The organism is Streptomyces sp. NPDC051218 (genome assembly GCF_044455475.1).
GTDB lineage: Bacteria > Actinomycetota > Actinomycetes > Streptomycetales > Streptomycetaceae > Streptomyces.
This window is the reverse complement of record NZ_JBITEU010000008.1, coordinates 152,433-172,792: the sequence shown is the minus strand read 5'-3', so window position 1 is coordinate 172,792 and position 20,360 is coordinate 152,433. Positions and strand designations below refer to the sequence as shown.

At 70.4% G+C, this 20,360-nt stretch carries 18 protein-coding genes; 7 read left to right on the top strand and 11 right to left on the bottom strand.

Annotated elements, in window-relative coordinates:
• Window positions 1-80 precede the first annotated feature (80 nt).
• Window positions 81-890, top strand: coding sequence for an isocitrate lyase/phosphoenolpyruvate mutase family protein (locus tag ACIBCK_RS24195; RefSeq protein WP_399393409.1), 810 nt, complete (start codon window positions 81-83; stop codon window positions 888-890).
• On the opposite strand, the gene ACIBCK_RS24190 is transcribed toward ACIBCK_RS24195, so the two are convergent.
• A complete protein-coding gene (locus ACIBCK_RS24190) occupies window positions 872-3,019 on the bottom strand; it encodes an MMPL family transporter (RefSeq protein ID WP_399393407.1) in 2,148 nt (715 codons plus the stop codon). The two genes, ACIBCK_RS24195 and ACIBCK_RS24190, sit on opposite strands and share 19 nt — an antisense overlap.
• A 139-nt stretch (window positions 3,020-3,158) precedes the next feature.
• On the bottom strand, window positions 3,159-4,562 hold the full coding sequence (lpdA, locus tag ACIBCK_RS24185; protein WP_399393406.1) for a dihydrolipoyl dehydrogenase: 1,404 nt from the start codon (window positions 4,560-4,562) through the stop codon (window positions 3,159-3,161).
• Window positions 4,563-5,061: 499 nt separating this feature from the next.
• Between lpdA and ACIBCK_RS24180 the strand changes: the two genes are divergently transcribed.
• Both ACIBCK_RS24180 and ACIBCK_RS24175 read left to right on the top strand, forming a co-directional pair.
• Complete coding sequence (locus ACIBCK_RS24180) at window positions 5,062-5,937, top strand: TauD/TfdA dioxygenase family protein (RefSeq protein ID WP_399393920.1); 876 nt, start codon at window positions 5,062-5,064, stop codon at window positions 5,935-5,937.
• 30 nt (window positions 5,938-5,967) lie between these two features.
• Window positions 5,968-7,200 (top strand): epoxide hydrolase family protein, encoded by a 1,233-nt coding sequence (locus tag ACIBCK_RS24175; protein WP_399393404.1) that lies wholly within the window; start codon window positions 5,968-5,970, stop codon window positions 7,198-7,200.
• A 37-nt stretch (window positions 7,201-7,237) separates the two neighbouring features.
• On the opposite strand, the gene ACIBCK_RS24170 is transcribed toward ACIBCK_RS24175, so the two are convergent.
• From ACIBCK_RS24170 to ACIBCK_RS24145, 6 genes are all read right to left on the bottom strand, one after another.
• Entirely contained in the window at window positions 7,238-7,765 is a 528-nt protein-coding gene (locus ACIBCK_RS24170) for a GNAT family N-acetyltransferase (RefSeq protein ID WP_399393402.1), read from the bottom strand.
• A 3-nt stretch (window positions 7,766-7,768) separates the two neighbouring features.
• On the bottom strand, window positions 7,769-9,013 hold the full coding sequence (locus tag ACIBCK_RS24165) for an RNA polymerase sigma factor (RefSeq protein ID WP_399393400.1): 1,245 nt from the start codon (window positions 9,011-9,013) through the stop codon (window positions 7,769-7,771).
• Window positions 9,013-9,363 (bottom strand): YciI family protein, encoded by a 351-nt coding sequence (locus ACIBCK_RS24160; protein WP_399393398.1) that lies wholly within the window; start codon window positions 9,361-9,363, stop codon window positions 9,013-9,015. Before ACIBCK_RS24160 ends, ACIBCK_RS24165 begins: the two co-directional genes overlap by 1 nt.
• A gap of 121 nt (window positions 9,364-9,484) precedes the next feature.
• Complete coding sequence (locus ACIBCK_RS24155; RefSeq protein WP_399393396.1) at window positions 9,485-10,426, bottom strand: aminoglycoside phosphotransferase family protein; 942 nt, start codon at window positions 10,424-10,426, stop codon at window positions 9,485-9,487.
• Window positions 10,427-10,570: 144 nt separating this feature from the next.
• Window positions 10,571-11,011 (bottom strand): subtilase-type protease inhibitor, encoded by a 441-nt coding sequence (locus ACIBCK_RS24150; protein ID WP_399393395.1) that lies wholly within the window; start codon window positions 11,009-11,011, stop codon window positions 10,571-10,573.
• Between the two features lie 320 nt (window positions 11,012-11,331).
• Window positions 11,332-13,770, bottom strand: a complete 2,439-nt coding sequence (locus tag ACIBCK_RS24145; RefSeq protein WP_399393393.1) for a polysaccharide lyase 8 family protein — start codon at window positions 13,768-13,770, stop codon at window positions 11,332-11,334.
• 147 nt (window positions 13,771-13,917) lie between these two features.
• Here ACIBCK_RS24145 and ACIBCK_RS24140 point away from each other — a divergent pair, with 147 nt between their 5' ends.
• Entirely contained in the window at window positions 13,918-14,601 is a 684-nt protein-coding gene (locus ACIBCK_RS24140) for an alpha/beta fold hydrolase (protein WP_399393391.1), read from the top strand.
• Between the two features lie 95 nt (window positions 14,602-14,696).
• On the opposite strand, the gene ACIBCK_RS24135 is transcribed toward ACIBCK_RS24140, so the two are convergent.
• Window positions 14,697-15,524 carry a hypothetical protein gene (locus ACIBCK_RS24135; RefSeq protein WP_399393389.1) on the bottom strand — a complete coding sequence of 276 codons (828 nt, stop codon included), beginning with the start codon at window positions 15,522-15,524 and terminating at the stop codon, window positions 14,697-14,699.
• Window positions 15,525-15,762: 238 nt separating this feature from the next.
• A complete protein-coding gene (locus ACIBCK_RS24130; protein ID WP_399393387.1) occupies window positions 15,763-16,593 on the bottom strand; it encodes a slipin family protein in 831 nt (276 codons plus the stop codon).
• 101 nt (window positions 16,594-16,694) lie between these two features.
• On the opposite strand from ACIBCK_RS24130, the gene ACIBCK_RS24125 reads away from it, so the two are divergent.
• Entirely contained in the window at window positions 16,695-17,423 is a 729-nt protein-coding gene (locus ACIBCK_RS24125) for a class I SAM-dependent methyltransferase (protein WP_399393385.1), read from the top strand.
• Between the two features lie 20 nt (window positions 17,424-17,443).
• On the opposite strand, the gene ACIBCK_RS24120 is transcribed toward ACIBCK_RS24125, so the two are convergent.
• Window positions 17,444-18,382 carry a GlxA family transcriptional regulator gene (locus ACIBCK_RS24120; RefSeq protein WP_399393384.1) on the bottom strand — a complete coding sequence of 313 codons (939 nt, stop codon included), beginning with the start codon at window positions 18,380-18,382 and terminating at the stop codon, window positions 17,444-17,446.
• Between the two features lie 265 nt (window positions 18,383-18,647).
• On the opposite strand from ACIBCK_RS24120, the gene ACIBCK_RS24115 reads away from it, so the two are divergent.
• Window positions 18,648-19,166: a hypothetical protein gene (locus tag ACIBCK_RS24115; RefSeq protein ID WP_399393382.1), complete on the top strand. Its 519-nt coding sequence runs from the start codon at window positions 18,648-18,650 to the stop codon at window positions 19,164-19,166.
• 110 nt (window positions 19,167-19,276) lie between these two features.
• A complete protein-coding gene (locus tag ACIBCK_RS24110; RefSeq protein ID WP_399393380.1) occupies window positions 19,277-20,284 on the top strand; it encodes a D-2-hydroxyacid dehydrogenase in 1,008 nt (335 codons plus the stop codon).
• Window positions 20,285-20,360: the final 76 nt, after the last annotated feature.

The window sequence follows — 20,360 nt, the reverse complement described above, 5'->3', positions numbered from 1 at the left end:
GACGTCGGAGCGGACGGCCCGTTCTCGACATTACGCCGGAACAATTTCGACGCCCTGTCGAAGCGACGTACGGTCCGACCATGACGACGTACGCACAGCGAGCCGAGCAGTTCCGCGCCCTGCACCGCACCGGCGAGCCCCTGCTGCTTCCCAACGCCTGGGACCACGCCTCCGCGGCGGCGCTCGCCCACGGCGGCTTCCCGGCGATCGGCACCACCAGCCTGGGGGTGGCGGCAGCTGTCGGCAAGGCGGACGCCACGGGCGGCACCCGGGAGGAGACCCTGCGTCTCGCCCACGGCCTGGCCCGGCTGCCCGCGCTCATCACCGTGGACATCGAGGGCGGCTTCAGCGACCGGCCAGGGGAGGTGGCGGCGCTCGCGGCGGAACTTGTCGGGGCCGGCGTGGTGGGCGTGAACATCGAGGACGGCCGTCCGGACGGCACGCTGGCCGACACGGCCCCGCAGTGCGAGCTGATCCGGGCCGTCAAGGAGAGCGCCCCCGATCTGTTCGTCAACGCGCGCACCGACACGTACTGGCTGCGCGCCGGGAGAGCGGGCGAGACCGAGCGCCGGGCCGCGGACTACCAACTGGCGGGCGCCGACGGCGTGTTCGTGCCCGGACTCCAGGACGAGAAGGTCATCGGGGGACTGGTCGATGGGCTGGCCGACGTCCCGCTGAACATCCTCTTCGCGCCGGGCGCCCTGACGTACGGGCGGCTCGCGGAGCTCGGCGTGCGCCGGGTGAGCAGCGGCTCGCTGCTGTTCCGCGCCGCGCTGCACGGAGCCGTCGAGGCGGCGCGCTCGATCGCCCGAGGGGGCGCGGTGCCGGAGGGCCTGCCCTCGTACGCGGACGCCCAGGCGCTCTCGGCGGCCTACGGCGATGGCGTGTAGGGCGGCGTCGGGGGCGAGTCATCCTTGTCGCGCTTCTTCTCGTCCCCGTGCCCCGGCCACCACGCCGCGTGCCCGATCAGGGCCGTCAGCGCGGGCGTGAAGATCATCGCCATGACGAAGGCGGCGATGAGGATGCCGAAGGAGAGGGAGAAGCCCATCTGGGAGAGCGTCGAGTTGCCCGCGAGCATCAGCGTCGCGAACGTGCCCGCGAGGATCACGCCCGCCGAGCCGATCGTCGGGCCGGAGTGCCGCACCGCCGTGCCCGCCGCGTCGTGCGGGCCGCGGCCCGCGCGGGCCTCCTCGCGCAGCCGCGACACCATCAGGATGTTGTAGTCCGTGCCGAGGGCGACCACGAACAGATACATGATCACGGGCAGCATGAACATCAACCCGGGCTGGCTGCCGACCTGTTGGAACAGCAGCGAGGTCGCGCCCAGGGTCGCGCCGAAGCCGAGCGCGACCGACAGCATCAGGTACCAGGGAGCCACCAGGCTCCGCAGGAGCAGGCCGAGGATGACCATGATGGCGAGCGCGGCCACCGGGAAGACCACCGAGTAGTCGCGGTCCACGGCCTTGTTGATGTCCACGTACACCGCCGTCGTCCCGCCGACGAGCGCCTCGGTGCCGGCCGGCGCGTCCTCGTGGGCGATCGGCCGCAGGCGGTCCTTGACGGTCTCCAGGGCCTTGTCGGACGCGGGCGGGTCCGAGAGCACCACGGAGTACGACGCCGTCGCGCCGTCCGGGCTCAGACGGGGAGCGGTGACTTCGCCCACGCCGCTTACCTCGTCCAACTGGCCTCGGAATGCGGCCGTCTGGGCTTTCGGGAGCGGCCCGTCGTCCGTCGAGGTGAGGTAGACGAAGGTCGGGTCGGTGGTGCCCGCGGGGAAACCCTTCTGGAGGTTCTGCAGGGCGACCATCGACTCCTTTTCCTTGGGCAGCGAGGAGCCCGCCAGGTCGAAGTTGGCCTTGTAGCCGAGCGCGCCGAGGGTGAGCGCGCCCATGAACAGCGCCGACACCAGGGCCCAGACAGCGGGCTTACGGGCGATGGATGCGCCGAGCCGCGCGAATCCGGTGCCCTGCGGCTCCCGCTGCCACGACTTCGAGGGCCAGAACACCTTCGTGCCGAGCAGCGAGACGACGGCGGGGACCAGCGTGAGCCCGGCGAGCAGCGTCACGAAGACCGCGATGGCCAGAGCGGGGCCCATGGACCGCAGCATGCCCAGCGAGGAGAGCGTGAGGGCGGCGAACGCGACGATGACGGCGCCCGCGGCCGAAGTGATCGCCTCACCGACCCGCTCGACGGCATGCACCATGCCGCCCTTGGGGTCCTCGCCGGCCCGCAGGGCCTCTCGGTAGCGGAAGAGCAGGAACAGGATGTAGTCGGTGCCGACGCCGAACAGGACGACGGTGAGCAGTTCCTGGATGGAGGAGTCGGCCTTCATGTCGAAGGCCTTGTTCGCGGAGGCGATCAGGCCGGTCGCCATCGGTGAGATGAGGCCGATCAGGACCACGGGGAGCAGCGCGATGATCGGGCTGCGGAAGATCACCAGAAGAAGCACGATGATGATCACGATGGTGCCGACCCCGACGAGGATTCCGGCCCGCTCCGACGCGTCACTCTCGTCGAGCGCCTGGGCGGCGGAGCCGGTGATGCCGGCCGAGAGGTCCGTGCCCTTCAGCTCGGGCTTGAGGTCGGAGCGCAGGTCCTCGACCGCGTCCTGCTGAGCGGTGTCCTCGGGGTTGGTGATCTTCGGCATCGCGACGACCGACGTCTGCACGAGCTTGTTGGGGGAGACCGCGCCGGGCACGACCGCCTGCACCTGGGGGATCTTCCTGGCCTGCAGATCCTTGGAGACGCGGGTGACGTCCGCGGAGTCGGCCGCCGTCAGCTTTCCGCCGTCGGAGCGCTGGAAGACGATGATCGCGCCGACGTTCTGCTGCTTGGGGAACTCGGCTTCCTGTACGTCTGCCGCGCGGATGGACTCGTAGTGGTCAGGGAGGAAGCTCGCCTCATCGCTGCTGGAGGTGAGTTTCGGCGCCAGGGAGATCACGGCACCGGCCGCCACGACCCACGCCAGGATGATCCACCACGGGCGACGGACCACGAATCGGCCCAGGCCAGAGAACATCGGCTGCTGCCTCTCGTCGCCCCCGAGGCGTAACGATGCGTCCTGACCAAGGATCTTCCGGACCGGGCGGCCCCGCCACTTGAGCCGTTCGGCGCAAGGGCGGGGGCGCGCCCGGAGTCCGCGAGGGCCGCGCGCGACGTCAGAAGTTGATCATGTGCCCGGCCAGGCCGTGCACCGCTTCCTTGACCGCCTCGCCGAGCGTCGGGTGCGCGTGCACGTTGCGGGAGACCTCGTGCACGGTCAGGTCCCACTGCTGGGCCAGGGTCAGCTCGGGCAGGAGCTCGGTGACGTCCGGGCCGATCAGGTGGGCGCCGATGATCTCGCCGTACCGCGCGTCACTGATGATCTTCACGAAGCCGACGGTGTCGCCGAGGCCGTGCGCCTTGCCGTTGGCCATGAATGGGAACTTGGCGACCTTGACGTCGAAGCCCTTCTCCTTGGCCTGCGCCTCGGTCCAGCCGAAGCTGGCGATCTGCGGCTGGGTGTAGGTGGCGCGCGGGATCATCGGGTAGTCGAGTTCCATCGTCTCGGCGCCCGCGAGGGTCTCGGCGGCCACGACACCCATCGCCTCGGCGGTGTGCGCGAGCATCAGCTTCGCGGTGACGTCACCGATGGCGTAGATGTGCGGCACGTTCGTCCGCCCCCGCCCGTCGATGTCGATGGCGCCGCGCTCGGTCAGCGCCACGCCCGCCGCCTCCAGGCCGAAGCCCGTGACGTTCGGCGCGAAGCCGATCGCCTGGAGGACCTTGTCCGCCTCCAGGACCTCCTGCTTGCCGTCCTTGCCCGTCACCGTGACCTTGACCTTGGCGCCGGACTCGTCGATCGACTCGACGCGGGTGGAGGTCTTCACGTCGATGCCGAGCTTGCGGTACTGCTTGGCCAGCTCCGTCGAGACGTCCGCGTCCTCCAGCGGCGCGATGCGGTCGAGGAACTCGACGATGGTGACCTTCACGCCGTAGTTGTGCAGGACGTAGGCGAACTCGATGCCGATGGCGCCGGCGCCGGCGATCACGATGGACTCCGGCACGCTGTCGGCGAGAATCTGCTCCTCGTACGTCACCACGCGCTCGGAACGCTCCGTTCCGGGCAGCAACTTCGGTGTGGCGCCCGTGGCGATGATGCAGTTCTCGAACGTGATCGTGTCCGTGGAGCCGTCCGACTTGGCGACCTGGAGCGTGTTCGCGTCGAGGAACGTGCCCCGGCCGTCGAACTCGGTGATCTTGTTCTTCTTCATCAAGAAGTGGACGCCCTTGACGCGGCCGTCCGCCACGGTGCGGCTGCGGTTGAACGCCTCGCCGTAGTCGAACGACACGTTCCCGTCGACGTTGATGCCGTACGTCTTCTGCTCGTGCGTGAACAGATGGGCCAGCTCCGCGTTGCGCAGCAGCGCCTTGGTCGGGATGCAGCCGACGTTCAGGCAGACACCTCCCCAGTACTTCTCCTCGACGACCGCGACCCGCTTGCCCAGCTGGGCGGCGCGGATGGCGGCCACATAACCGCCGGGTCCTGCTCCGAGCACGACGACGTCGAAGCGGTCTTCCATGGGGAGGTCCTCTCTGGTGGTACGTATGTGGCGGTACGTATCCGGTGGTGGGTGACTCGCGCACGTCCGATCATGCGCCATCCGGACCCCTCGCGGGCGGCGGGGTGTCCGATGTCATGCCGCCCGTCCTGCCCCGTTTCCCCAACCACGCCTGAGAGTGGGCCCGTTGGCGATCCGTCCCAGGTTCACCCGGTCGTGAGTCACGGGATGGGGCGAGCACGAGGGTTTGCTCCGCGAGGCATAGCCATACACAATGGCCGCATGATCCAGCACCTGACCGCCGCCGCGAGGACCTTCCAGGTGCCGTGGCGCTGTGGGTGCGAGCGATCGGGTCGCTAGCTGCCCGGGGATTCGTCTCCAGCCGTCCGGAGTTCCCTCTCCGTGACGCCGCCCGCTCACTCACAACTGAAGGATCACCATGGCCGTGGTTTCCCCTGCCGTCTCTCCCGCCGCCCCCGCCTCTCCCACGCTGCGTGACGCCCGCGTACCCGCCGACGGCATGTACGAAGGCCGCCGCACCCTGCGCCGCGTCCCCGAGGGCTGGGAGGAGCGCCCGTACGAACTGATCGACGTCGTCCCCCAGGGGCGCCTCATCGGCGCCGAGATCCGTGGCGTCGACCTCGCTCAGCCGCTCACGCCCGCCCTGCGCGAGGAACTCAACCGCGCCCTCCTGGAGTGGAAGGTGCTCTTCTTCCGCGGCGCCGGGATCACCTCCGAGCAGCAGCGCTCCTTCGCCCTCAACTGGGGGGAGTTGGAGACCAATCCGCTGCTCGCGCGCGGCTCAGCCGACGACGTCGTCCGGTTCGACAAGGGCGGCAGCGCGACGCCCACGTACGAGAACGTCTGGCACGCGGACGTCACCTTCCGCGAGCGCCCCGCGCTCGGCGCCGTCCTGCAGCTGCGCGAGGTGCCGCCGGTGGGTGGCGACACGATGTGGGCCGACATGGCGGCCGCGTACGACAACCTCCCCGACGAGGTGAAGGCCCGCATCGAGGATGCCCACGCGGTGCACGACTTCATACCCGGCTTCGTCCGTTTCTACGGACCCGAGAAGCTGATCCCGCTCCAGGAGCAGTTCCCGCCCGTCACGCACCCCGTCGTGCGCAGGCACCCGGAGACCGGGCGGAAGATGCTCTTCGTGAACACCTCCTTCACCACGCACATCGTGGGCATGGAGCGGGCCGAGAGCGACCGGCTCCTGAGCTATCTGGTGCGGCAGGCGCAGGTCCCGGAGTACCAGGTGCGGTTCCACTGGCAGGCGGGTGACGTCGCCTTCTGGGACAACCGCTCCACCCAGCACTACGCGGTCGACGACTACGCCCCGCACCGCCGCGTGGCCGAACGCGTCGCGATCGCGGGCGACCGCCCGTACTGACCCACTTCCTCGGAAGGAACCTGATTCCTGATGTCAGCCGCAGCGCGCTTCCCGTTGACGCCCGAGCCCATCCACGTCCCCGACGCGGTGCTCGACGACCTCAGGGCGCGGCTGCGGCTGACGAGGTGGCCCGACGACGTCGGCAACGACGACGGGTACTACGGCGTCCGACGCGGCTACCTCCAGGAGTTGGCCGAGTACTGGCTCCACCACTACGACTGGCGCAAGGCCGAAGCGGCGATCAACTCCTACGAGCATTACCGGGTGCAGGTCGACGGCGTGCCCGTGCATTTCATGCGCAGGCCCGGCGTCGGCCCCGCCCCCACCCCGCTGATCCTCACGCACGGCTGGCCCTGGACCTTCTGGCACTGGTCCAAGGTCGTGGACCCGCTCGCCGACCCCGCCGCGTACGGCGGCGATCCGGCCGACGCGTTCGACGTCATCGTCCCTTCCCTGCCGGGCTTCGGCTTCTCCACGCCGCTGCCGGACCACCCCGACATGAATTTCTGGAAGGTCGCCGACCTCTGGCACACCTTGATGACCGACACGCTCGGCCACCGGAAGTACGCCGCAGGGGGGTGTGACATCGGTGCTCTCGTCGCCGGTCAGCTCGGCCACAAATACGCGGCCGAACTGCACGGCATCCACATCGGCTCCGGTCAGATGCTCACCATGTTCAACGGCGACCGGGGCTGGGACCTCAGCGGCGGACAGCCGATCCCCGAGGGCCTTCCCGAACCCGCGCTCCGCCAACTCCTCTCCCTGGAAAGGCGTTTCGCCGCGCACCTGGCCGTACACGTCCTCGGACCCAGCACCCTGTCCTACGGTCTCAGCGACTCACCGGTCGGCCTGCTCGCCTGGATCCTGGAGCGCTGGGAGAAATGGAGCGACAGCCACGGCGACGTGGAGAGCGTCTTCACCAAGGATGATCTCCTCACCCACGCCATGATCTTCTGGGTGAACAACGCCATCGGCACGTCCGTGCGCTACTACGCCAACGCCAACCGCTACCCCTGGACGCCCTCCCATGACCGGCAGCCGGTCATCGAGGCGCCCACCGGCATCACCTTCGTCGCCCACGAGAACCCGCCCGGTGTCACCACCACCGAGCAGCGCGTGGAGAACTGGCTCGCCGGTGACCGGGCCGAGTGGTACCGGCACGTGAACCTCACCGCGCACGCGAGCGGCGGTCACTTCATCCCGTGGGAGATTCCCGAGGCTTGGGTGGACGACCTGCGCCGCACGTTCCGCGGCCGGCGCTGAGGCGTCCTGCGCGCGCGTCGCCGCCGCCTCCCGCCACTCAATTCCCCACTGAGCGAAGCCACTTGACCTCACCGTCCTGCCACTCGTCCGTGGGGGTGAGCCCTGCTGCGGCGGCGACGGCCGCCGATGCCCGGTGGTCCGGATGGACGTGGGCGATGATGCCTCGCACCGCCGGTCGCCCGGCCAGCCAGCCGACCAGGCCGCGGGCCGCCTCCACGGCAATGCCCCGCCCCTGCCACGGAGTTCCCACGACCCAGGCGATCTCCGCGACCAGCGCACCGCTGCCTTCGTCGGGCACCACCGTCGCCTGCACGGTCCCGACGAGGCACTCCTCGTCGCGCAGCCACAGCACCCAATTGCACCAGGAGACCGCGGGATCGGGGGACCCGGCGGTCATCCGCCGGTAGCGCGCACGCAAGGCTTCCGGCTCATCGGGAGAGCCGCCGATGAACGTGTGCAGAGCGGGATCACAGAGCACGGCTGCCATCTCGTCGGCGTGCTCGACCCGGAGAGGCACGAGGACGAGGCGAGCGGTGTCGATCTCCTCGGCGTGGATCATGGGCATGCGTCAGGGTAGCCGAGGGGCCGGCCCCTCCCGCCGGCGTCCGAGCAGGAACGCCCGCTCGGCCACGTTGTCGGTGTGGGCGAGTGCGGCGTCGTACGCGCGGGCCGCCTCGTCGGGGCGGTTCAGGCGGCGGAGCAGGTCGGCGCGGATGGCGTGGAAGACGTGGTAGGTGTCGAGGGCCAGGTCGTCCACGAGGGCCAGTGCCTCGGCGGGCCCCTTGACCTCGGCCACCGCGACGGCGCGGTTGAGGGCCGCCACCGGACTCGGGGCCACGGCGAGGAGCTGGTCGTACAGCTGGAGGATCTGGCCCCAGTCGGTGTCGGCCGCGGTCGGCGCGTCGCTGTGCACCGCGTTGATCGCGGCCTGGATCTGGTAGGGCCCCGGCCGGCCGCGGCGCAGGCAGCGCCGGACGAGCTCCTGGCCCTCGGCGATCAGGGCGCGGTCCCAGCGGCCGCGGTCCTGGTCGGCGAGGAGGACGAGCCCGCCGTCCGCGGTGGTCCTCGCCTCCCGCCGCGACTCGGAGAGCAGCATGAGCGCGAGCAGACCAAGGGCCTCCGGCTCGTCGGGCATCAGCTCGGTCAGGAGCCGCCCCAGGCGGATCGCCTCCGCGCAGAGGTCGTCGCGGACGAGCGCGTCCCCCGCGCTGGCCGTGTGCCCCTCGTTGAAGACGAGGTAGACGACGGCGAGTACGGCCCGGAGCCGTTCGGGCAGATCGGCTTCGCTGGGGATCCGGTACGGGATGTGCGCGTCGCGGATCTTCCCCTTGGCCCGCACGATCCGCTGGGCCATCGTCGGCTCGGGCACCAAGAAGGCGCGGGCGATCTCCGTGGTGGTCAGGCCGCCAAGGAGGCGCAGTGTGAGGGCCACCCGCGCCGCGGGTGCGAGCGCCGGGTGGCAGCAGGTGAAGATCAGCCGCAGTCGGTCGTCGCGCACGGGTCCCTCCCAGGCCGGTGCCTCGTGGACGTGCAGCAGGGCGGCCTGCGCGTGCCGGTCCTCGCGGGACACCTCCCTGCGGAGGCGGTCGATCGCGCGGTTGCGGGCCGTCGTGATGATCCAGCCCGCCGGGCTCGGCGGCAGGCCGGAGGACGGCCACCGCTGCGCCGCCGTGGCGAACGCCTCCTGGACCGCATCCTCGGCAATGTCGATGTCGCCGAAGACGCGGACCAGGACGGCCACCGCGCGCCCGTACTCCTTACGGAACACCCGCTCGATCACCCCGGAGGTCACCTCCGGGGGATCCGGTGTCACTAGCAGGATCCGTGCTGCAGCGGCCTGACCTCGATGGGCAGGGTGATGGCGCGAGCCAGTTTCTCGCCCCATGCGAGCGCCTCGTCGAGATCGGCCGCCTTGATGACGGTGAAGCCGCCCAGGTGCTCCTTGCCCTCGACGTACGGCCCGTCGGTCGTGAGCACCTCGCTGTCCTTGAGGCGCAGTACGGTCGCCGTGCTCGGCGGGAAGAGGCCCCCGGCGAACACCCAGGCGCCCGCCTCCCTGAGCTCGGCGTTCACCGCTTCGACGTCACGCATGATCGGTTCGAGGACCTCCGGCTCCGGCACGCCGCCGTCGGGCTGGTAGATGCTGAGCAGGTACTGGTTCATGGCTGCCTCTCCTTGGCGGATCGCCCCCGTGACCGGCCCGGTGCCGGCCTCTTCACTGTCTACACGAACGGCGATCGGCCGGATCGACATGCCGGAGCGGGATGCGGAGAGAAAAATCCGCCTAGCGATCGGTGATGACCGCGTCGAGGTGCCGCAGCGCCGCCGTGACCCGTGCCGGATCGTCGAAGAACGGGTCGTCCGGCACGGGCAGCGACCCCGCGAGAGCGAGCCCCCGGCCCCTGGCCCACGTCGCGTCGTCCACGCCCACCGCCTCGCGGAACGCGCCGCGCGCCTCGTCCGGCAGGAACAGCCATGCGGGCAGCAGGTCGACCGCCGGGTCGCCCACGGCCAGCGTCCCGAAGTCGATGACCGCGGTCACACGGCCGTCGACGGCCAGGAGATTGCCCGTCGCGAGGTCGCCGTGGATCCACACCGGCGGCCCGCCCCAGGCGGGAGCCGCGAGGGCCTCGTCCCACACGGCGGTCACCGCGTCACTGTCGACGAGCCCCGTCACCTTCAGCTTCGCGATCTTGGCGCGTACGAGGGAGTCGGCGAACAAGGAGTCGCACTCGGTGCCCACGCGCTCCCCGCGGAACGCGTTGCTGAGCCTGGGGCCAGGACCGCCCGTCGGGTCGATGCGCCGCAGAGCGGTGACGAACCCGGCCAGGTCCGCCGCCGTCCGGAGCGGATCGGTGAGGGATTCGGTGGTCGCGGTCTCGCCCTCCAGCCACCGGTACACGGACCAGGGGAAGGGGTAGCCCTCGCCGGGCTCGCCCCTGCCGAGCGGCTCGGAGACGGCGAGCGGCAGCCGCGGTGCGAGCCACGGCAGCCACCGCTGCTCCGCCTCCACCTGCCCGACCCATCGCCGGTGACGCGGCAGCCGTACGGACATGTCGTCGCCGAGGCGGTAGGTCGCGTTGTCCATGCCGGACCGTGGGACCGGAGTGATCGGCAGGTCCGCCCACCGGGGGAACTGTGCCGCGAGCAACCGGCGGACCAGGTCCATGTCGATCGGTGGGTCACGATCGACGGTGCCGTGGTCGTTCGGTCCGCCTGATGACATGGTCAACTCCTGGTCATGAACAACGCCTTGGACGTCGCTGGGAGCGTCGTCCAAGGCGATGTCGTGGATGTCGAGGCCTCATCCCACCGTCAGGGCAGAGGCCTCGTCCACCCAATTACCTTTCGGAGCACGGTAGCTGGGGTGTCAGAACGCGAGAGCCGCGCCTCCCGCGATGCTCGCACGCATCTCGCAGCTGTTGCCGAAGGTCTTGTTCCACGCGACACGCTTGCCCTGCCACACGCCGTCCACGGTGACCACGATGGGCTTCCACTCCTTCGTGCACATCATGCCGGGTGACTTGCCCACCAACTGGGTGAACTCACCGTTCACCGCGCGCAGTTCGGCGCATGCAGCGGATGCGGAGGGGTGGCTGCCCGAGGCCTTGGGCGCACAGGTCAGGGTCACGGCGCGCTGCATGGTCGCGGTGTCCGCCTCTTCGCCCTGGCCGACCGCGAGGACCAGCGACGAGGGCGCGTACAGGCTGGCGGCCGCCTTGGGCTGGGCCTGCGCCGTGCCAGCGGTTCCGGACATCACGCAGGCGGCCACGACAGCGGTGGCGCCCACCGTCTTGAGGAAGAAACGCACGTCAAGTCTCCTTTGATGCGGGTGTGTTCGCTGATTGCGGTCTGGAGTCTTGCCGGTGCGGAGAGTGAGTTCCAAATGTATGGTCGATTTCCGGATGTATGTGTCCGCTCAGCGGGCATCGGATGACTGTTCGGGCAGCTCAGAGCGGCGCCGGAGGCGCGGGAAGACGCGCGAGGGGTGTCCAACATATGGACCGGAAGCGATGGTGTAAGGCAGAACAACTGCCTGACCTGCGACGACAGTTGTTTCGGTTTTCTACCGGAATCGATGGTCGACCGGAAAGCATCGGTGCTAAGGCCTCGGGACGACCCGATCGGGCATCAGCCCAGCCTCACCGTGATCCGCTGGGTGGCCCCCTTCGTCCCCCTGAGATCCCCGAAGGTCAGCTTCAGGGACGTACCCGTGACCGCCGAGGTGACCGTGGCGGGCTTGGCCGTCACCGCGGAGACGGCGCGGCTCCAGGTGAGGGTCAGGGAAGCCTGCGCGCGCATCGGGTCGCTGACGCAGATGACCGCGGTGCCGTCGCTCTTCTCGCTGATCTGCACGGAGCAGGGTGCGCTCGCGTTCACGGTGCCGACGGTGCCGCCGAACCAGAAGTTGACCCCGGTGAAACCGAGTGACGGAACGGAAACACCCTGCTGGCGGTCGGAGTTGGCGAGTATCCGCACCCATCCGGTGTCCGCCGACCGGGCCGCCGTCTGTGCCGCGCTCGCACCCGGCAGCAGGGCGTAGGCGTACGTCCCGTTCGTCGGTGCGGTGCCGTGATCGACGTACAGCGTGAGGTACTTGCGGGCGATCACGGTCGCGGCCCCGCCCTTGTTGATGTCGCTCCACTTGCCGGTGCGTTCCTCGCGCAGGGCCTTGACCGTCGCGCCGCCGGGGAAGACGTAGCCGCCGTGGCCCCCGATGTGCGCCCACTTGGCGCCGGTGAGCGTCGCCGACCAGGGAGTGCCGGTCGGTTTGGCCGCGCCGTCCACCTGGAAGGAAGTGGTGCCCGTCGGGCCGAGGTTGCGGTTCTCGACCGTCGTCTCGACCGCCGCGCCGTCCGTGCAGACGATGCCCGCGCCCAGGCAGACGATCGAGTCGTCTAGGCAGAACCACGACTTCTTCGCGCGCAGCGTGCTCTGCAGCCCTTTCACGTACTGGCCGATGGAGGCGCGTTGGCCGTCGCTCGCACCGCCCACCCACTTGACGTCCGGCAAGGATGCGCCCCAGTCGCCGCCCGCCGCGTCCGCGAGCACCTTGCGCGACGCCGTGATGCCGGGCAGTCGGTACGGGTCGACCGTGGGCCAGAAGGCGTCGCTGTACTGCCCGTTGGCGTAGCTGTCGCCCCACCAGTAGAGCATTCCCGAGCCGGTGTGCCAGCCGCGCAGGTTCTCGCCGTTGCCCGTCTCGTAGTACGTGATGCGGGGATCGGCCATGCTGATCGACGCCGCCCAGCCGGGGCGCCGGTGCGTGGCGCGGGCCATGTTCGGGAAGAGGCGGTGGCCGGTGGGTTCGGCGATCGGGGTCACGGACGCGTCGTCCTCGACTCCCTGCAGCCTGGCCAGGCTTGTCAGGCCGAGTGCGGAGTCGCTCAGGGGCGGGCTGTAGTAGTCGCGCCGCATCCAGCCCTTGACCAGGCCGCGCCAGCGCGCGTTCTCGGCCGCGCTGGCGCCCTGCCCCAGGAGCACCATGGCGGACATGATGGGGTGCCCGCGCCGGTGGTCGTCCGCCTGGATCTTCTTGGCGTCTGACGCGGCGAGGCCGCGGCTGATGGCCCGCCCCGCGACACCGTCCATGATGAGCCCGTTGTAGATGAAGGGGGCCCAGGCCTTCTCCACGGCGTCGAAGATGATCTGCTTCTTGGCGTCCGTGACCTCCCAAGTGGAGCCGCGCAGCAGGGAGAAGAGCATGCCGAGGCCGCCCAGCATCACCGATCCGTACGATCCCGTGTAGGGCACGGTGGTGTGCTGGATGAACGACCCGTCGGTGTAGAGCCCGTCGCCGGTCGTCACGTACGGGAAGACGGGGGAGAGCGCGTCCCTGGCGAGCGCGATCTTCGCGGAGGAGCCGCCGACGACGCCGCGCAGTGCGAGCACGCGGCACAGGTCGACGCGATTGGCTCCGGTGCTCGTCCCGGTGTAGCTGCCCACCGCGGAGTCGGGCACGAAGTGGTCCACGGCCTTGCAGTAGTTGGCCACTTGCGTCGCGGACAGGTGGTCGTACATCAGCACGCAGACGTCGAGGAGGTGCTGCGGGGCGCCTATCTGCCAGCTGTACCAGTTGCCGAACCGTGCCTGGTTCTCGTTGTAGACCTGCGTGTACAGATGGTCGAGGCCGGTGAGGATGTCGGCCTTGAGGCCGGCGTCGCCGGTCAGGCCGGTGCCGTCCTGCCGGTAGGCCTGCGCCATGGTGCTCAGCCTGCTGTAGCCGGTCACCACGTTCGCTGAGTAGCCGTACGACTCCTGGTCGGTGTCCGGATCAGGGTCGGCGTACGAGGCGTCCGGCCACAGGGAGCCCGTGGCGGGGGTCATGGTGCCGCGCAACTCCCGTGCGGTGGAGCCGAGTTCCGCCAGGCGGCTCTTGAACGGCTCGGCCGTGGGGGAGAAGCCCTCGCCGAGTACGAGGGTGACCCACTTGGCCCGCAGCGTTGCGTACGCATCCGCATCCACCGCCGCTGCCGCCTCGTCGGCGGGCAGCAGCCCCGAGGCCGTCAGGGCGAGCGCGGAGCCGCCGGTGCCGAGCAGGAAGGCGCGGCGGGACCAGGGAGAGTGCATGGGGTCTCCGATGGTGGGGTGTGGTGGGGTGTGGTGGGGTGGAGAGGGGCGGAGGGCGCGCGGGGGCCGGGTGGGAAGCAAGCGCTTTCTAGCATGGGTCCGGGCCGCTGCTCAATGGGTTGCGCACGGCGCTGTAGCGTCAGGGGCATGAACGATCACGCAGTGGTGGATGTGGGCGACGTACGCCTGGCCTATCGGACCTGGGGCGACTCGTACGGAGCACCCGTCGTGCTGCTGCACGGGCTCGGCGACTCCTCGGCGACCTGGGAGCAGGTCGGGCAGACCCTCGGCCAGGAGTGGCGGGTCTACGCGCTCGATCTGCGCGGGCACGGCGAGAGCGACTGGCCGGACGAGTACTCGGTCGAGCTGATGCGGGACGACGTGCTCGGCTTCCTCGACGAGCTCAGCCTCGACCGGGTGGGCGTCGTGGGCCACTCCATGGGCGGCGTGGTGGCCTATCTGCTCGCCCAGGAGCATCCGGACCGTGTCGAGCGACTCGTCCTGGAGGAGACTCCGCCGCCCTACCCCCGCGACATGGTCGACGCCCCGCGCCCCGACGGGGCCATCGACTTCGACTGGCCCGTGTCCCCGGCGGTCCGCGCCCAGATCTTCGACCCCGACCCCGAGTGGGCCGAACGGCTCGGCGAGATCGTCGCACCGACCCTGATCGTGGCGGGCGGCCCTGACAGCAGCATGCCGCAGGAGCGCATCCCGGACATGGCCACGGCGATCCCCGACTCCCGGCTGATCACGATCCCGGGCGGCCACTCGGTGCACGAGGCGAGCCCGCAGCAGTTCGCGGAGCAGGTCAGCGAGTTCTTCACCAGCTGAGCGGACGGGGCGGCCGGCGGTCGGCGTGGGGCGGGAGCGGTGCGGGGCGTGATGGTCCACGCCCCGCACCGCCGTCTGCCGGGCGTCGGGCGGGCCTACGCCGGCCGGGGGCGTGCCTGGTGGAGGCGGGTGTAATAGCGCCCCTCGGCCTCAAGGCCCGTCGGATCGTCACCGGCATCCAGCACGTGGTCCACCGCGCTGCGCTGCTCGGTGAGGTCGGTGAACAGCCGCTGTGGATAGGTCCGTTCGGGATCGGTCTCGGTGGCGAGACCGTGGGCGTCCAGGGTCGCCACGATCCGCTGGAACGGCACCGTGCGCAGGACGAACGCGCTCACCCAGACCGGGACGCGCGTCGCGTCGAGGAGCACGTCGAAGGTGCGGTGGGTGATGTAGCCGATGCCTCCAGTGACCGTGATCAGGCCGACGCGCGCCACGGCGCGGCGCAGCCCGTCGCTGGGCGGGTGACGCTCGAGGTTCTCGGCATAGGCCTCGTCGAGCAACCCCGCCTCAAGGGCGTAGCGCGTCGCGTTGTCGGCGGTGTCGAGACCGATGACCGGGACGGCGTCCGCACGCCGCCGCGACGCGTAGAACTCCTTGTCGGCCTCGATGAGCTCACCCCGGGTGAGCTCGCCCGTCTCGGCGCTGGTGTAGTGCGCGTACAGGTCAGCGAGGGTGAGGTCGTGGTTGAGCAGCGCCGCGTTGATCCCGTAGGAGCAGCAGAGGTCGAGGACCGTGACGGGGAGATCGGTGCCGCGCACCGCTGAGCGCTGGGCGAGCGTGCGCCGGAAGACGCCTTGAGCCTGCTGCGGTATCTCGTACTGCAGGGGGGCCAGCGTGCGGAAGTACGCGCGGGGGTCAGGCTCGTTGTAGATGTCGTCGAACCGGGTCTTGCCTGCCGCGGTGGTGGTCCGGGCACCGGTCATGAGGCATGCCTCCTCGTGCTGAGTGGCGGGTCTACGGCCGCGATACGGCCGCGATACGTCTATCCGACCCGTGGCTCGACCCGGTAGACCTCCTGGCGGTAACCGGCCATCACGGAACTCAGAAGTCCCGCGAACCACACCAGCCCGTTTGGTTTGCACGCTGGTCGAAGCCCGGTGATCCGCTGCTGACCAAGAACGCCTCCGAGGCTGGTTCAGGCCCGAACGGCCGGGATCATGCCTATGCCGCCGTCGGCCGTGTCGGTTTCGGTTCCGCCGCGGTGTCCGGCGGCGCCGGCGACAGCGCCTGCGTCTGCTGTGCTTTCTCCAGGAAGCGCAGGAGTTCCACGGGGAAGGGCAGTACGAGGGTGGAGTTCTTCTCGGCGGCGACGGCCACCACGGTCTGGAGCAGGCGCAGTTGGAGCGCTGCCGGTTCGTCCGCCATCTCGTGTGCCGCCTGGGCCAGTTTCTTGGAGGCCTGCAGCTCGGCGTCCGCGTTGATCACGCGGGCCCGCCGCTCACGGTCGGCCTCGGCCTGCCGGGCCATCGAGCGTTTCATGGTCTCCGGGAGCGACACGTCCTTGATCTCGACCCGGTCGATCTGCACGCCCCACCCCATGGCCGGGGAGTCGATCATCAGCTCCAGGCCCTGGTTGAGCTTTTCCCGATTGGAGAGCAGATCGTCAAGGTCGCTCTTGCCGATGATCGAGCGCAACGACGTCTGCGCCATCTGCGAGACCGCGAAACGATAGTCCTCGACCTTGATCACCGCGTCCGCCGCGTCGATCACCTTGAAGTAGATGACGGCGTCGACGCGCACCGTGACGTTGTCCCGGGTGATGCCGTCCTGCGCGGGGACCGGCATCGTCACGATCTGCATGTTCACCTTGTGCAGCCGGTCCACGCCGGGGACGATCATGGTGAATCCCGGCGGGCGGACGCTCTCCCGCAGCCGGCCCAGGCGGAACACCACACCCCGCTCGTACTGCTTGACCACGCGGGCCGCCGTCACCACGTACACAAAACCGGCGGCCGCCACCGCGGCCCCCGCTGTGAGCAGCTCTTCGACCATGACGACCCCCCTTCTTCCGAGTCGCCGTCTCCTATCAAAGATATGCCCAGGTTTGTCCATGGTCGAGCCCCGGCCGTCCGCCGCTGACTAGGGTGGGCACGGTGTTCACCTCCCAGGGACCCACGCTCCGCGAGCTGGCCGTGCAGGCTCTTTCCTCCATCGAGGACGGCTATGACCTGCTGGCCCCGAAGTTCGACCACACCCCTTTCCGTACGCCGGACCGGATCCTGGGCGCGGTCGCGGACACGCTGGAGGGCCTCGGGCCGTTCGACGCGGGTCTCGACGTCTGCTGCGGCACCGGCGCGGGCGTCGAGACCTTGCTGCCGCTGTGCAGGGAGCGGGTCACCGGCGTCGACTTCAGCGCCGGGATGCTGACCGAGGCGCGGGCCGCCGTGGTGCCGCGCGACGGCGGGCCCGCGGTGGGGTGGGTGCGGGCCGACGCCCGCGCCCTGCCCTTCGCCGAGATCTTCGACCTGGCGGTGAGCTTCGGGGCGTTCGGGCACTTCCTGCCCGCCGAGCGGGCCCGGCTGTTCGCCGAGGTGTGCGGGGCGCTGCGGCCGGGCGGGGTCTTCGCCTTCCCGATCGGCGCGCCGCCGCCCCCGACGTCGCCGCTCTACTGGGCGCTCCTCGGCTTCGACGGCATGATGCGGGTGCGGAACCTCCTGTGGCGTCCGCCGTTCGTCATGTACTACAGGACCTTCCCGCTGCGGGGTGTGCGCGAGGACCTGCTCCGGGCCGGGTTCACGATGCGGTTGCACGCGCTGGAGGAGTTCGGGCGCCGCGCCGACGGCAGCCCCCGCTGGTGCATGGTCGAGGCGCGGAAGGCCTGAGCGTCACCCGGGGCGCGCCGTCACTGGAAGGCCTTGCGGTAGGCCTGCGGGCTGACTCCGGCGACGCGCTTGAAGCGGTCGCGGAAGGCGGTGGGCGAGCCGAAGCCGACCTGGACGGCGATGCGCTCGACGGAGTGCCCGGTCGTTTCGAGCAGGTGCTGGGCCTGCCGGATCCGGGTGCGGTGCAGCCACTGCAGCGGGGTGCTGCCCGTCTGGTCCCGGAAGCGGCGCAACAGGGTGCGGGTGCTCATGCCCGCCCGGTCCGCGATGTCCTCCAGGGTGAGCTCACGCCGTGCGTTCTCCTCCAGCCAGCGCAGGAGCGGTTCGAGTTCGGAGCCCTGCGGGGTGGGCGGAGCCTCGGAGACGATGAACTGGGCCTGCCCGCCCTCGCGTTCCAGGGGCATCACCGAGAGGCGGGCGGCGTCGGCGGCGACGGCGGAGCCGTAGTCCCGGCGGATCAGGTGCAGACACAGGTCGAGCCCGGCGGCGGCTCCGGCGGACGTCAGGAGCTGCCCGTTGTCGACGTAGAGCACGTCGGGGTCCACGTCGATGTCGGGATGACGTTCGGCGAGCGTGGCCGCGGCCGCCCAGTGTGTGGTGGCGCGGAGCCCGGACAGGAGTCCTGCCGCGGCCAGCGTGAACGTGCCCGCGCAGATCGAGGCGATCCGTGTGCCGTTCGCCGCCGCTTCCCGCAGCGCGTCGAGCACCGCGTCGGGGACCGGCCCTGTCACGTCGGCGGTGCCCGGCACGATGATCGTGTCCGCGTCCGCGAGCCCCTCCAGACCCCAGGGCGCCTGGAGGGTGAACAGGCCGGCGTCGATCCGGGGCGCGGTGGCGCAGACGCGCACGCGGTAGCCGGGCCGCCCGCCCGGCAGCCGGGTGCGGCCGAAGACCTCGATGGGGGTGGACAGGTCGAACGGGATGACGGTGTCCAGCGCCAGGACGGCCACGGTGTGCATGGCGGCAACGTACGGCAGAGCCGTGATCCCGCCAAGCGCGTACGCGGGCGAAAGCCCCGGCCGTACCGGTGAACCGGACCTCGCACGCCGATGGCGGTATCTGTGCGGAGCCTGTCACTAATGCCACTGTTCCGGGGCCCGGGACGCTGGCTAATGTCGGCGAGCGGGTCCCGACCGGGAGCCCTGAGTGATCTCCGCTGATCTCCGCCGTCTCTCGCACCCGCCGCTTCCCGCACCCGCCGTTCGTCGAATCCCGAGGGCCCCTGTGACCAAGTTCTTCCTGACGCTGCACGTGCTGGCCGCGATCCTCGCCGTCGGCCCGGTCACCGTCGCCGCCAGCATGTTCCCCGCGGCCCTGCGCCGCGCTCAGGCCGACCCGCGGGACGTATCGGCCGTCGCCTCGCTGCGTCTGTTGCAGCGCATCTGCTCGGTGTACGCGTTCGTCGGCGTCGCCGTCCCCGTCACCGGATTCGCCACCGCGAGCAGTCTGAACGTGCTCGGCAGCGCCTGGCTGATCGCCTCGATCATCCTCACGGTCGCGGCGGCCGCGGTGCTCATCGTCCTCGTCCTGCCGCGTCAGGAGGCGGCCCTCGACGCGGTGACAGGGGAGGGCGGCGACGGTACGGCCGGTCAACAGGCCACGGGAGCGGGCGTGTTGGCGGAGGGGGTCGTGGGCGTGCGCGCCGGCTCTCAACTCGCCATGTACACAGGTGTGTTCAACCTCCTGTGGGCCACCGTCACCGTCCTCATGATCATCAGGCCCGGCTCCACGACGGGGGCCTGACCTCCGCACGACCGCCTGTCCTGGATCACTGTTGACCCCCGTGGAGCGGAAGCCCTAAGTTCGGTGAACGTGCGTTCACCAGCGCTTTCCTTACCACGGGGGTATCAGGAATGGTCCGTGCACCACATCTGCCACACGCTCGACGAGACTCCGAACCGACCGCCCTGCCGCCGGACGCCGCTCTGTACGTGGAGCTGGCGCTCGACGACGCCGAGCAGGAGCGCCTGCGCGCCGTCGCGCCGGGGCCGGTCTGGTTCGCCGAACCGGACTCCGAATCCGCAGACGACGCGCGCGTACTCGCCGCCTCCCACATCGCGCTCGGCAACCCGAGGGCCGACCGCATCGAGCAGGCGCCGCACCTGCGCTGGCTGCAGCTCGCGTCCGTCGGCATCGACCGCTACGTGGGCCTCGACTGGCCGGTCCTCGGGCAGCGGCTCACCGTCACCAACCTCGGCGGGCTCTTCGCCGACCCGGTCGCGGAGACCTGCCTCGCGGGCATCCTCGCGCTCTTCCGCGGTGTCGACGTGCTGGCCGGGCTCCGCGTGGGAGAGTCGTGGTCGAAGCTCGACGTACGGCCCGGCCTGCGGCTCCTGGGCGGCGCGAACATCCTGATCCTCGGCAGGGGGTCCATCGCGCTGCGCCTCGCCGAGCTCCTCGTACCCTTCGGTTGCTCCGTCGCGCACTTCGCGCGGGGTGACGGCGACATCCGAACCCAGCGTGAACTCGACGCCAGGCTGCCCGAGTTCGACGTCGTCGTGGGGCTGCTGCCGGGCACGGACGAGACCGCGGACCTCTTCGACCGGCGGCGCATCGAACGGCTGCGCCCCGGCGCGGTCTTCGTGAACGCCGGACGCGGCACCCTGACGGACGAGGACGCCCTGGTCGCCGCCCTTGCCTCCGGCCGGCTCGGCGGCGCGGTACTCGACGTGACCCGCGAGGAGCCGCTGCCCGCACGACACCCACTGTGGAGCTGTCCGAACGTGATTCTCACCCAGCACACGGCGGGGGGTTCACGCGACGAGATGAAGCGGATCGTCGATCTGTTCGCGGACAATTGGCAGCGGCTCGCCGGTGGTGAGCCGCTGCGCCATGTTGTGCGGTGGTCTCAGGGGTACTAGGGGCCTGGGGTGCACGGTTGGCGTCGCTGATGCGGAGCCGGGGCCGGTGATGAGCCGGGCGGTCAGGAGAGCCGGG

Coding starts and splice junctions, on each gene's coding strand:
- ACIBCK_RS24190 (WP_399393407.1), bottom strand. CDS start 3,019: ATGTTCTCTGGCCTGGGCCGATTCGTGGTCCGTCGCCCGTGGTGGATC.
- ACIBCK_RS24130 (WP_399393387.1), bottom strand. CDS start 16,593: ATGGTCGAAGAGCTGCTCACAGCGGGGGCCGCGGTGGCGGCCGCCGGT.
- ACIBCK_RS24180 (WP_399393920.1), top strand. CDS start 5,062: ATGTACGAAGGCCGCCGCACCCTGCGCCGCGTCCCCGAGGGCTGGGAG.
- ACIBCK_RS24195 (WP_399393409.1), top strand. CDS start 81: ATGACGACGTACGCACAGCGAGCCGAGCAGTTCCGCGCCCTGCACCGC.
- ACIBCK_RS24140 (WP_399393391.1), top strand. CDS start 13,918: ATGAACGATCACGCAGTGGTGGATGTGGGCGACGTACGCCTGGCCTAT.
- lpdA (WP_399393406.1), bottom strand. CDS start 4,562: ATGGAAGACCGCTTCGACGTCGTCGTGCTCGGAGCAGGACCCGGCGGT.
- ACIBCK_RS24120 (WP_399393384.1), bottom strand. CDS start 18,382: ATGCACACCGTGGCCGTCCTGGCGCTGGACACCGTCATCCCGTTCGAC.
- ACIBCK_RS24175 (WP_399393404.1), top strand. CDS start 5,968: ATGTCAGCCGCAGCGCGCTTCCCGTTGACGCCCGAGCCCATCCACGTC.
- ACIBCK_RS24160 (WP_399393398.1), bottom strand. CDS start 9,363: ATGAACCAGTACCTGCTCAGCATCTACCAGCCCGACGGCGGCGTGCCG.
- ACIBCK_RS24170 (WP_399393402.1), bottom strand. CDS start 7,765: ATGCCCATGATCCACGCCGAGGAGATCGACACCGCTCGCCTCGTCCTC.
- ACIBCK_RS24155 (WP_399393396.1), bottom strand. CDS start 10,426: ATGTCATCAGGCGGACCGAACGACCACGGCACCGTCGATCGTGACCCA.
- ACIBCK_RS24110 (WP_399393380.1), top strand. CDS start 19,277: ATGGTCCGTGCACCACATCTGCCACACGCTCGACGAGACTCCGAACCG.
- ACIBCK_RS24135 (WP_399393389.1), bottom strand. CDS start 15,524: ATGACCGGTGCCCGGACCACCACCGCGGCAGGCAAGACCCGGTTCGAC.
- ACIBCK_RS24145 (WP_399393393.1), bottom strand. CDS start 13,770: ATGCACTCTCCCTGGTCCCGCCGCGCCTTCCTGCTCGGCACCGGCGGC.